The sequence below is a fragment of the Kribbella koreensis genome, from assembly GCF_039525325.1.
In the GTDB taxonomy this organism is placed as follows: domain Bacteria; phylum Actinomycetota; class Actinomycetes; order Propionibacteriales; family Kribbellaceae; genus Kribbella; species Kribbella koreensis.
Genome location: NZ_BAAAHK010000017.1, coordinates 555,333 through 566,312, shown reverse-complemented (window position 1 = coordinate 566,312; position 10,980 = coordinate 555,333). Strand labels below are relative to the sequence as shown.

At 67.7% G+C, this 10,980-nt stretch carries 13 protein-coding genes; 9 read left to right on the top strand and 4 right to left on the bottom strand.

Going from position 1 to position 10,980, the window contains the following annotated elements:
• Nucleotides 1-383: 383 nt before the first annotated feature.
• Entirely contained in the window at nt 384-1,607 is a 1,224-nt protein-coding gene (locus ABD116_RS32125) for an epoxide hydrolase family protein (RefSeq protein WP_343978945.1), read from the bottom strand.
• Complete coding sequence (locus ABD116_RS32120) at nt 1,604-2,044, bottom strand: MarR family transcriptional regulator (RefSeq protein WP_343978942.1); 441 nt, start codon at nt 2,042-2,044, stop codon at nt 1,604-1,606. The genes ABD116_RS32125 and ABD116_RS32120 overlap by 4 nt, the downstream gene beginning before the upstream one ends.
• 71 nt (nt 2,045-2,115) lie before the next feature.
• On the opposite strand from ABD116_RS32120, the gene ABD116_RS32115 reads away from it, so the two are divergent.
• From ABD116_RS32115 to ABD116_RS32080, 8 genes are all read left to right on the top strand, one after another.
• Complete coding sequence (locus ABD116_RS32115; protein WP_343978939.1) at nt 2,116-2,763, top strand: phosphotransferase; 648 nt, start codon at nt 2,116-2,118, stop codon at nt 2,761-2,763.
• Between the two features lie 19 nt (nt 2,764-2,782).
• Nucleotides 2,783-3,700 (top strand): phosphotransferase, encoded by a 918-nt coding sequence (locus ABD116_RS32110; protein ID WP_343978936.1) that lies wholly within the window; start codon nt 2,783-2,785, stop codon nt 3,698-3,700.
• Between the two features lie 44 nt (nt 3,701-3,744).
• The gene (locus ABD116_RS32105; RefSeq protein ID WP_343978933.1) at nt 3,745-4,491 is read left to right on the top strand and encodes a phosphotransferase; all 747 of its coding nucleotides are present in this window, start codon (nt 3,745-3,747) and stop codon (nt 4,489-4,491) included.
• Between the two features lie 37 nt (nt 4,492-4,528).
• On the top strand, nt 4,529-5,200 hold the full coding sequence (locus tag ABD116_RS32100) for a Type 1 glutamine amidotransferase-like domain-containing protein (protein ID WP_343978930.1): 672 nt from the start codon (nt 4,529-4,531) through the stop codon (nt 5,198-5,200).
• A gap of 42 nt (nt 5,201-5,242) precedes the next feature.
• Nucleotides 5,243-6,112, top strand: a complete 870-nt coding sequence (locus ABD116_RS32095) for a helix-turn-helix domain-containing protein (RefSeq protein ID WP_343978927.1) — start codon at nt 5,243-5,245, stop codon at nt 6,110-6,112.
• Between the two features lie 65 nt (nt 6,113-6,177).
• Nucleotides 6,178-6,519 carry a YciI family protein gene (locus ABD116_RS32090; protein WP_343978924.1) on the top strand — a complete coding sequence of 114 codons (342 nt, stop codon included), beginning with the start codon at nt 6,178-6,180 and terminating at the stop codon, nt 6,517-6,519.
• A 59-nt stretch (nt 6,520-6,578) separates the two neighbouring features.
• On the top strand, nt 6,579-7,805 hold the full coding sequence (locus ABD116_RS32085; protein ID WP_343978922.1) for an RNA polymerase sigma factor: 1,227 nt from the start codon (nt 6,579-6,581) through the stop codon (nt 7,803-7,805).
• A 62-nt stretch (nt 7,806-7,867) separates the two neighbouring features.
• Nucleotides 7,868-8,452, top strand: coding sequence for a maleylpyruvate isomerase family mycothiol-dependent enzyme (locus ABD116_RS32080; protein WP_343978920.1), 585 nt, complete (start codon nt 7,868-7,870; stop codon nt 8,450-8,452).
• Here the strand turns inward: ABD116_RS32080 and ABD116_RS32075 are convergent.
• Together ABD116_RS32075 and ABD116_RS32070 are read right to left on the bottom strand one after the other, a co-directional pair.
• Complete coding sequence (locus ABD116_RS32075; protein ID WP_343978918.1) at nt 8,415-9,173, bottom strand: class I SAM-dependent methyltransferase; 759 nt, start codon at nt 9,171-9,173, stop codon at nt 8,415-8,417. The genes ABD116_RS32080 and ABD116_RS32075 overlap by 38 nt on opposite strands.
• A gap of 85 nt (nt 9,174-9,258) precedes the next feature.
• Entirely contained in the window at nt 9,259-10,152 is an 894-nt protein-coding gene (locus tag ABD116_RS32070; protein ID WP_343978915.1) for a helix-turn-helix transcriptional regulator, read from the bottom strand.
• A gap of 194 nt (nt 10,153-10,346) precedes the next feature.
• Between ABD116_RS32070 and ABD116_RS32065 the strand changes: the two genes are divergently transcribed.
• Entirely contained in the window at nt 10,347-10,976 is a 630-nt protein-coding gene (locus ABD116_RS32065; RefSeq protein WP_343978912.1) for a papain-like cysteine protease family protein, read from the top strand.
• Nucleotides 10,977-10,980: the final 4 nt, after the last annotated feature.

Sequence of the window (10,980 nt, the reverse complement as noted above, 5' to 3'; positions counted from 1 at the left end):
CCGACCCCGCCGACACAGCTGTCGCGCCGCGGCCGAGGGCACCGGCCGGATCGCCACGCATACACAACTCTCGCCGGCCGCCCCGGCGCGCCGAGGGTAAGCGATTACCCGCCGAGTTAGGTATGCGCCGCCGTCCGCGATCCCGCCCGAAGCCCGGCTACCGGGCTACCGGGCTACCGGGCTACCGGGCTACCGGGCTACCGGGCTACCGGGCAAGCTATTCGTCGCCGGGTGCGCTGTTACCACTCAAAGCTCTCCGACCCCCGAACCCGGTTGCCTGAGGCACCTAATGCTCCGTCTGAGTATCCGCGGGCGCAGGATCTACTGACGTCGAGCACAAAGTTGGCTGAGAATCACACCAGCATCCGTTGGCCGGAGGTTTCTCAGGGGCGGTACGGGCGGAAGGTGTTGCGGAGGTCGGTGGTCCACTCGGTGGGGATTTCCCAGGGGATGAAGTGGCCGCCGGTGGGGTGGGCGTTCAGGTTGACGTGGTTGTACCAAGGGGCCCGGTCGCTGTCGAGGAAGTGCTGGACTCGGCGGTCGGTGGTGACGCCGGGCGGGTTTTCGTGGGCGACGAAGGTGATACCGGTGGGGGCCTCGATCGTGGGGTGACGGTCGTGCGACGGCGTCCACGGGTAGCGGTTGTTGTTGGAGTAGGTGCGGATCGACGTACCGATCGCGTTGTTGACCCAGAAGATCATCGCGTGGGTGAGCAGGTCGTCCTTGGAGAAGACCGTCTCCAGGTCGCCACCGTTGTCGCTCCAGCTCCGCCAGCGCTGCAGGATCCACGCGAGCATGCCCGCGGGCGAGTCGGACAGACCGTACGAGAGGGTGCTCGGGTCGAGGACGTGCACGGCGAGATGAGTGGCGAAGCGCTTCTCCAACTCGACGATGCGCGCATGGACCGCGGGCGGCAGGCCTTCGGGGATCGGGTGACCGCCGCTGAGGTCCCAGCCACGGTCTCCATTGAAGAGGGTGAGCTTCTGGCCGGAGCCGATATGGATCGCGTAGAGCTCGTCGGCGTACTTGTGACCTAGCTGCCCGGTCACCATCGCACCGACATCGCAGCCGGCCGCGGCGTACTTCGAGTAGCCGAGCGTCTTCGTCATCAGCTCGTGCCAGAGATCGGCGACCTTCCAATAGTTCATGTCCGGGTTGTCCGGCAGCGGCGTCGAGAACCCGAAGCCGGGGAACGACGGCACGATCACGTCGAACGCGTCGGCCGGATCGCCGCCGAACGACGCCGGGTCGGCCAGCGGGTCGATCACCTTGGCCCAGTGCCAGAAGGTCCACGGCCAGCCGTGCGTGAGGATCAACGGGATCGGGTTCGGTCCGACGCCGGGCTTGCGCAGGAAATGCACCGGTACGCCGTCGACCTCGACGCGGTAATGCTCATAGGCATTGATCGCCGCCTCAGCCTTCCGCCAGTCATACTCGGTCCGCCAGTACTCGACCAGCTCCTGCAGGTAGTCGCGGCGCACCCCGTAGTACCAGTCCTCGTTGCCGGCGTCCTGTGGCCAGCGGGTCAGTGCCAGTCGCTGGCGGAGGTCGTCGAGTACTTCGTCGGAGACGTGGATCTGCGTTGTTTCCAAGGGAAAGTCGTTCATTCGTCACCCGATGCTCGATGGAGTTCGACCAGGCGGGTCAGCGCGGGCAGCGCGGCCTGGATCCTGGATCGTTCGGCCTGCGTGAGCCGCTCGGCGAGCTCGGTCAATCGCACCATCCGCTCCTCTTGCCGTCCGCGTACGACGGCCGCCCCCGCCCCGGTGATGTGGACGAGCACAGCCCGCCTGTCCGACGGATCAGCCCGCCGCTCGACCAGCCCTTCCCGCTCCAGCTTGGTCACGATCTGCGTGATCGCCGGCTGCGTCACCTGCTCGCTGGCGGTCAACTCACTGAGCCGCTGAGGCCCAACGGTCGCCAGCGTGTGCAACACGGACAAGGTCGTAAAGCTCAGCCGCTGGATGGCAGGCAACCGGATGTTCATCCGGGTGAACTCCCCCATCACCTCGACCAGCTCACTGATGCTCAGTTCCTGGGCCACACACCTGACTATATAAGAAACTTAGATAAACATCTCATCTATTTTCCCGCCCCGCCCGTACCCTTCGGCGAGTGGACCTCCAGACCTTGATGACTCGCTTCGGCGCAACCAGCGCCGACCCGATCGAGCTCGGCCACTCCGACGCGACGGTGGTGCGGTTGGAGCGCGGCAGCGAAACCCTGTACTACAAGGCGGGTCCGGGAGTCGCGGCCGAGGCCGACCGACTCGGCTGGCTCAGCACGACTGACATCCCGTGTCCGCGAATCGTCGACCGGGGCGAGGGCGTCGAAGGCGAATGGATGCTCAGCACGGAGCTTGCCGGCCGAGATGCCTCGCAGCCTTGGCCGGCCGCCGAGCGTCCCGCCGTACTGGCTGCGATTGCGGATGGGATCAGGCGGCTGCATGCGCTGGCCGAGTGCCCGTTCGAGTCGCCGTATCCGGGATCGCGGGGCGCCGTGACGCATGGCGACTTCACCGCGCCGAATGTGTTCGTCGATCCGGTGACGTTGCGCTTCAGCGGGTTGCTCGATCTGAGCCGGCTTGGGCTGGGTGAGCCGTACGTCGACTATGCGTTGATGCACAGGAGTTTGGCCGGGCCGCTCAATCCGCAGTACGGCGGGACGGCGGCGGCGCGGGAGTTCGTCGTACTGGCCGGCGGGGATCCTGATGATCCGCAGCTCGCGTACTACACCAGGCTCGGTGTCACGGGCGAGTACTAAGCTTCGGCAGATGTTTCCGATGGGGCTTTCGATGCTGTGGGAATCGGCCGAGCCGCGGGAGGCCTTGCGGGAGAGGTTCGGGCTGGAGAGCTTCGGCGATGCGGTCACCTGGCTGACCAAGGTGCTGGCTGAGCGCTGGGCGCTCGAGGTCGAGGCGTGCGAGCGGATTCTGATCAGTGACCAGAACGCGATCGCCTGGGTCGGTACGGACCAGGGCGCCTTGGTGATTAAGTGGTCCCGGGCACAGGAGCGGTTCGCGAAGTTCACCGCGATCGCGGAGCTCCTGCCTGCGCTGCACGAGCAAGGCGTGCCCGTGGCGGCGCCGATTCCGGCTGTCGATGGGCAACGCCGAGTGATTGTTCATTCGGGAGCATTGCCACTGTCGATGACCGTGCAACCGCAGGTCATCGGCGAGCTGTTGGACATCGCTGGCCCGTCGGCGGTTCGCGAGGCCGGCAGTTGTCTGGCCAGGTTGCACGACGCCTTGGCTGAGCGGGATGACAGCGTCCTGCGCGGGGCGAGTCAGGCGCTGGATCTGCGGGAGCGGATCGAGAGTTGGTTGGCGCATGAAGACAGCGGGACGGTGCCGGCTGCGTCGGCGAGGTTGAGAGAGCAATCGGCGTTGCTGCCGCCGATCGACGCCGAGCCTCAGCTGATTCACAACGACTACCGGGCTTCGAACATCCTGATGGACGGCTCGGAGGTTGTCGCGGTGATCGACTTCGACGAGGTCGGCTGGGACTATCGCGTTCGCGATCTGGCCAATTCGTTCGTGGTGCTCGGTACTCACTTCACCAACTGGCAGCCGACGCCGGTGAGCGTGCGCGAGACCTTCCTGGGTGGGTATGAATCAGTTCGGCCGCTCAGCGAGCTTGAAGGCCGATGGCTGGAAGTACTCACGCTCTGGCGCAGCATCACGGCCGGGTGGGCGCGCTAGAAACTCCGGTGCGGTTGCCGGGGGTGTCCGCGAGAATGGCCGGCGTGGATGAGGTCGAGGTTGTTGTCGCGCACAGCGAGCGGGCGACTCTGCGGGTCGGAGACGTCTTCTTGAAGGTCGACGGCAATCAGGCGAACATCGAGGTCGAGGTCGAGGCAATAGCGCTGGCACCGGTACCGACGCCGGAGATCCTGTGGCGGAAGCCACCCGTGCTCGCGATCGCCGCCGTCCCCGGCAAGGCACTCGGTGTTCTCGGCAAGCCGTCGACCGCGTCGCCGGCGGCCTGGGCGGCGGCGGGCGCCGCCATCCGCACGTTGCACGAAGCGCCGCTGCCGCCCTGGCCCAGCAAGAAGAACCCCGACGAGATCGCAGCGGACCTCGACACCGAATGCGAGTGGCTCATCACGAACGGCTTCCTGCCCGCCGATCTGGTCACCCGCAACCGCGAGATCGCCCAGGCCGCGTTCCGGCCGTGGACGCCCAGGTTCACGCACGGGGACCTCCAGATCACCCACATCTTCACCGCCGAAGACCAGGTCACCGGCATCATCGACTGGTCGGAGGCGAGCCAGGGCGATGCCATGTTCGACCTGGCCACCTTGACGCTCGGCCACGAGGAGCGCCTCGACCAGGTTCTGGCCGGCTACGGCACCGATGTCGACCTCGATGCGATCCGCGCGTGGTGGTCGCTTCGAAGCCTGCTGGCTTCGCACTGGCTGATCGAACACGGCTTCGACCCGAACACGCCGGGCTGCGAGTTCGACGTACTCAGAGCCCGGATGACGCACTAGCGCCTACGATTCAGTCCCACTCGACTCTGGAGGTGTTGTGAAGCTTCTACTCACATCCGGAGGCGTCACCAACGACAGCATCCGCGCTGCGCTGGTCGAACTGCTGGGCAAACCGATCTCCGAGTCCCGGGCGCTCTGCATCCCGACCGCGCAGTGGGGCCACCCCAGCCCGATGTTGGGACCTGTCTCAGTGCGGAACTTCGTCTCCGGAGTGCCTCCCTGGCACACGATGACCAGCCTGGGCTGGGCGTCTCTGGGCGTCCTGGAACTCACCGCGCTGCCCAGCATCGGCGAGGAGCGGTGGGTGCCGTGGGTACGGGAAGCCGACGTACTGCTGGTGGACGGCGGTGAAGCGACGTATCTGTACCACTGGATCCGGCAGTCAGGGCTGGCGGACGTCATCCCGTCGCTACCCGAGACGGTCTGGGTGGGACTGAGCGCCGGCAGCATGGTGATGACACCGCGCATCGGTGACGACTTCGTCAAGTGGCCGGCCGCGCCGGACGACCGCACGCTCGGGCTCGTCGACTTCTCGATCTTCCCCCACCTGGATCATGAGCAGATGCCGGGAAACACCCTGGCCGAGGCGGAGAGCTGGGCCGCCCGCACCGGGGGTCCGGCGTACGCCATCGACGACCAGACCGCCATCAAAGTGACCGGCGGCACCGTCGAGGTCATCTCCGAAGGTCACTGGAAGGCCCTCCACTGAACCCGTCCGAACATATGTTCGATAATGAGGTAGAGTGGAGGTATGGCTGGGCGGAGTGAGGCGGGGCCCACCGCGTTGCGAATCATGCTGGGAGCGCATCTGCGGCGGTTGCGCGAGCGTGCCGGAGTGACCCGGCCGGAGGCCGGCTGGGCGATCCGGTCGTCGGAGTCGAAGATCAGCCGGATGGAGCTCGGTCGGGTCGGGTTCAAGGTCCGCGACATCGAAGACCTGCTCACCCTGTACTCCGTGAGCGAGCCCGACGAGCGGGAGCGGTTGGTCCAGCTCGCCCGCGATGCGAACAGCCGCGGCTGGTGGCACCGGTACCACGACGTCACCCCGGACTGGTTCGACGCCTATCTAGGGCTCGAGGCGGCCGCGGACCTCATCCGGACGTACGAGGTGCAGTTCGTGCCGGGCCTGCTGCAGACCCCGGAGTACACGCGAGCGGTCGCGGCGCTCACCTCGGGGACTGAGCGATCGGCGGAGGAGCTCGACCGCGTCGTCGCCCTGCGCAAGACCCGCCAAGCAGTGCTTGACCGAGACCCGCCGCTGCGCCTGTGGGCGGTGATCGAGGAATCAGTACTCCGCCGGCCGATCGGCGGGACCCGCGTCCTCCGCGAGCAGCTGGCCGCGCTGATCGAGGCCGTCCACCGGCCGAACGTCACGGTGCAGGTCATCCCACTCGGCAGCCCCGGGCACGCGGCGACCGCCGGTGCGTTCAGTGTGCTGCGGTTCCCCCAGGCGGATCTGCCCGACGTCGTCTATCTGGAGCACCTGACCAGCGCGCTCTATCTCGACAAGCGCGACGACCTGGACGCCTACACCCAAGTCCTCGACAGCCTCACCATCTCCGCTCCCCCGCCGCAGGAGGCAGAGCAGCAGATCACGGCGATCCTCGCCGAACTCGGTTAGATTTCTGGCATCGGGTTGTCCGTCTGGGCCGTTGCCGTTCGTCGGTCGGGTATGAGGAGGATCGTGTGAAGTACCTACTGATGATCGCCGGCGACGAAACCGCCGCCGAGCACGCCAACGACGGCTGTGGTGGCTGGTCCGAGGAGATGGAGCAACGCGGCGTCGTGCGCGGCGGCGCCGGACTCGCCCCCGCCACCGACGCAACCACCGTGCGGGTCCGCAACGCCGAGGTGCTGCTGACCGACGGCCCGTTCGCCGAGACCAAGGAAGTCGTCGGCGGCTTCGTCCTGATCGAGTGCGCCGACCTCGACGAAGCCATCGAGATCGCCGCCAAGCACCCAGCGGCCGGCTACGGCACGATCGAGATCCGCCCGGTCATCGACGGACCGACCCCCACCGCTCAGTGACCCACCCGCACCCGAAACCCGGCGGTGGCACGCGCGGAAACGGTGAGCCGGGCGACGGGGTGGAGGGGGTTGTCGGGCGGGCGTTTCGCGACGAGTGGGGGCAGGTTGTTGCGACGCTGATCCGGGTCACCGGGGACTGGGATCTTGCCGAGGAGTGTGCGCAGGACGCGTTCGCCGCCGCCTTGGAGCGGTGGCCGCGCGACGGCGTACCGACCAAGCCGGGCGCCTGGCTCACCACGACAGCCCGCAATCGCGCCATCGACAGGCTGCGGCGTGAGGCGGTGGGTGCTGCCAAGTTGCGAGAGGTGGCTGCGATGGCGGAGGACGTAGTACCGGAGCCTTCCGAGGATGACGCCGTGCCGGACGACCGGCTGCGGCTGATGTTCACCTGCTGCCACCCGGCGCTTGCGCTGGAAGCGCGCGTCGCACTCACCCTGCGAACGCTCGCGGGCCTCAGCACCGCGGAGATCGCCAGAGCGTTCCTCGTGCCCGAACAGACCATGCAGAAGCGGATCGGCCGGGCCAAGCAGAAGATCAGGAACGCCGCGATCCCGTATCGCGTGCCACCTGGTCACTTGCTGCCAGAACGCACGCCCGCGGTGCTCGCCGTCCTCTACCTGCTCTTCAACGAGGGCTACGCCGCAACCGCCGGCGCAGATCTGGTACGCCGGAATCTCACCGCCGAAGCAATCCGCCTGACCCAAGTGCTTGCCCACCTGATGCCCGACGAGCCCGAAGTCAGCGGGATGCTCGCACTCATGCTGCTCCACGACGCCCGGAAGTCCAGCCGCCAAGACGACACCGGCCAACTGATCCCCTTGGAGGAACAGGACCGCAGCCGCTGGGACGCCGACCTGATTGCCCTGGGCACCGAGATCCTGGAGCGCGCGCTCCGGCGACGCGAGCCCGGTCCGTACCAGATCCAAGCCGCCATCGCCGCCTGCCACGCGACCGCGCCGGCCGCCCACGACACCGACTGGCCGCAGATCGCCGGCCTGTACGCGCAGCTGACCAGATTCGCCCCCACGCCGGTGGTCCGACTCAACCAGGCGGTCGCGATCGGCATGGCCGAAGGCCCGGAAGCCGGGCTGCTCCTCGTTGACGAGTTGGTTGCCTCAGGCACCCTGTCGGACTACCACCTGCTCCAAGCCACCCGCGCCGATCTACTCCGCCGCGCCGGCCGCCTGGACGAGGCCGCCACCGCCTACCGCGACGCTCTCACCATGGCGACCACCGACGCCGAGCGGTCCTTCCTGCGCAGAAGAATCGAAGAAACCGCTCTCTGACGTGTCCGTCCAGGCCTGTCCTGTTCGTCGGTGAGGTGACCGACGAACGAGAGGACGCGAGAATGACCGACATCAGGCAACTGATCGCCGCGGAACGGCACGAGCTGGCCACCCTCCTGAAGGAGCTGACCACGGGGCAATGGGACGCCCCCAGTCTCTGCGAAGGCTGGCGGACCCGCGAGGTCGTCGCCCACCTGACGATGCCCTACCGCTACTCGACGTCCCGCTTCCTGCTTGAGCTGGCCAAGTCAGGCGGCAAGTTCAACCCGATGTCCGACCGCGTGGCGCGCCGCGACGCCGCCGAACTCAGCCCCACCGAACTCGCCGACTGCCTGGCAGCCAACGTCGACCACCCCTGGAAGCCACCAGGCGGCGGCTTCGAAGGAGCACTCTCCCACGACGTCATCCACGGCCTCGACATCACCGTCGCCCTGGGCATCAACCGCCGGGTCCCCCTCGACCGCATGCGTATCGTCGTGTCCGGCCTCTCCCCCAAACACCTCAAGTACTTCGGCGTCGACCTCACCGGCATTCAGCTGAAGGCCACCGATCTCGACTGGACCTATGGCACCGGCACGCCACTCGAAGCCCCGGCCCAAGACCTCCTCCTCAAGGTCTGCGGCCGACAGCATGCACCAACCGGGTAGCCACCTGCCCACTCTCCAGCAGTACGCCGATCCGCCGACTCTGCTCCTGAGCCTCCCGATAGACGCGGTCCTGACCATGGGCCGAACGAACCAACTCCTCTACCCGGTCAGCCCGTTCGGTCCACGACAGTGGAGTCTCGTCAGGCTCGGCGGTCTGCTCCCGTACGTCGAAACCTGCCTCGTCGAGCACGGCATCCAACTCCACCTGACGCGGGAAGGAGTTCCCCTCAGGCATGGGGTCCAGCGACTCAGCCTGCGCCACCAACACGAGCAACCCGAGCGACCCGCCAGGCGCGATCACCCGGCGCAACTCCTTGAGCAGGGCAACCTTGTCGGTCACCGTGCAGAGCACCCCGAGCGCCCAGGCAGCGTCGACACTGCCGCTCTGCAAGGGGATCGCGAGTCCGTCGGCCGTCACCACCGGCAGGCCGAAGAGGCGGGCCGAGGCGGACGTTGCGCCAGGCATCGGATCGATGAGGATCGGCTGGACGGCGTACCGGCGGTGGGCCCAGGCGGCCGGACCGCCGACGCCCGCGCCGAGGTCGAGCAGCCGGGTGCCTGCTCTCAGTTCGCAGGCCTCGGCCAGCCAGGCGAGTGCCGCTGGGCTGGCGCTGCCGCGACAGCCGGCCGGGATCGCGTGCTCCGGGCCAAGCTGCTTCACCGCGTCCGCGGTCCAGCTCGCGACGTCGTCGAACTCGCCTTCCATCGCCGAATCGGACACCGGCCAAGCCTCCCATTCCGAGGTCAAGAAAGCATCAGGCACTGACAGTCAGCGGCGTGTGCTTCCCCCGAGGAAGTGCACGCCACTAGTCCCACTCCCAGTCGATCCCGACCACACCCCGGTCGGCGGCCGGTACGACGACATGCACCCGGCCGTCCGGCGCCATCATCAGCTCGCGGCGCAGCACGTCGGGACCGCCCGAGTGATGGCGGCGGAACTCGCTGACCCGCACCGGCATCGCCGACCGATGGAACTGGATCTCCAGCACGTGATGCGTGCCGGCCCACTCATGGAACCGGAAGTACTGCGTCGACGGGATCCCGTTCTGATCCGCGATCTCGTAGTGCACGACCGCCGTGTCCCCGACGAGCAGCGTCCGATCCAGCAGCAACTCGCCGAGCACCGCGCCGTCCTCCGGGTCGCGAGCCACCCGCCCGGTACGACAGCCCGCCAACCCGCTCGGCACGATGTCGCGAGCGTCGCAGCCCGGTTCGCCCTGGTGCACGACGATCAGCCGATCCACGTCCTTGACCGCGACCAGCGCCTGGATCACCCGCTTGGTGATCATGCTCCGGTCCGCGCCCATCTCGATCTCCTCGACGACGGTGAGACTGCGCAGCCGGCCGTGGGCATCCCGGCGTACTTCGTCCAGCAGCCGGATCAGGGTCGACCCGTTCGCGACCACGGCGTACGGGCGGGTGGGGGCCTCAGTGGCCGGCACCCGGACAGCGAGCCAGCCTGCCGGGAGGTCGAGCAGCTCCTCGAGCGCCGTGACGACAGCGAGCGAACCGGGCCGCGGATGGCGGCTGCCGCTCTGCCAGGTGCTGAGGGTCGCGACGCCGACATGCAGTCCGCGATCGGCGAGCCTGGCCTGGATCCGGTTGAGGGCCAGCCCGCGGTTCGCGATCGCCGCCCGGAGCGCATCGGCGAACGGCGCCTCCGGGCCGACGTCGGGGACGTGGGTCCGCGCTTCCGTCATCGTCCGCTCCCTCGCCGAGGCCGGGTCGGCGTCAGTGTAAACGTTCACAACGGCGCCGAGCAGTTCCCGCTCCACTGCTGTTCACCTCGTGTCTGCCGTTCACACCGTCGCCGGACGCGCGAGTTGGAGCTTGTCCGGACGTGATCGGGTGATCACGATGAGTGCCCTCACCGCCCCAGTGAAGGAGGCCCCCTATGAGGAGGGTCAGCACACCCCGTCCGAGGTCGTGGCTCGCGGCAACGATCGTCGGTCTGGCGGCACTCTTGCCGCTCGCCCCCGCCGCGTCCGCCGCCGCTCCGGCCGTCCCCGCGGTCACCACAGCCCCGGCCGCCTCGAAGGTGCTAGCCAGCCGGTACCTGAACGTCACCGGCCAGGCCCAGCAGAAGTCGAACTGGTGCTGGGCCGCCACCGGCAACAGCATCGCGGCGTACTACGGCAGCAACTACTCGCAGAACCAGTTCTGCAACATGGCCTTCGGCTACAACCAGAACGGCACCTGCCCGAACGACCAGGCCACGCTGGCCAACGACCAGCGCGCGTTCCGCACGATCGGGATCAGCCAGGGCAGCTACATCAGCGGCACCCTGAGCTTCGCCACGATCCAGACCGAGATCAACGCCAACCGCCCGGTGATGACCCGGATCGGCTGGAAGTCCGGCGGCGGCCACATGATGGACATCATCGGCTACGACTCGTCCGACTCCTCGATCGAGTACTACAACCCGTGGGGCAGCGATCCCCGCTACAACTACTCCACCTACAACTGGTACCTGAACAACTCCCAGTTCCAGTGGACGCACTCGCTCTACCGGATCGGAGCCTGAGCCA

Excerpts from the sequence above, each read along its gene's own strand:
- ABD116_RS32125 (WP_343978945.1), bottom strand. The coding sequence starts at position 1,607 with ATGAACGACTTTCCCTTGGAAACAACGCAGATCCACGTCTCCGACGAA.
- ABD116_RS32110 (WP_343978936.1), top strand. The coding sequence starts at position 2,783 with ATGGGGCTTTCGATGCTGTGGGAATCGGCCGAGCCGCGGGAGGCCTTG.
- ABD116_RS32095 (WP_343978927.1), top strand. The coding sequence starts at position 5,243 with ATGGCTGGGCGGAGTGAGGCGGGGCCCACCGCGTTGCGAATCATGCTG.
- ABD116_RS32080 (WP_343978920.1), top strand. The coding sequence starts at position 7,868 with ATGACCGACATCAGGCAACTGATCGCCGCGGAACGGCACGAGCTGGCC.
- ABD116_RS32070 (WP_343978915.1), bottom strand. The coding sequence starts at position 10,152 with ATGACGGAAGCGCGGACCCACGTCCCCGACGTCGGCCCGGAGGCGCCG.
- ABD116_RS32065 (WP_343978912.1), top strand. The coding sequence starts at position 10,347 with ATGAGGAGGGTCAGCACACCCCGTCCGAGGTCGTGGCTCGCGGCAACG.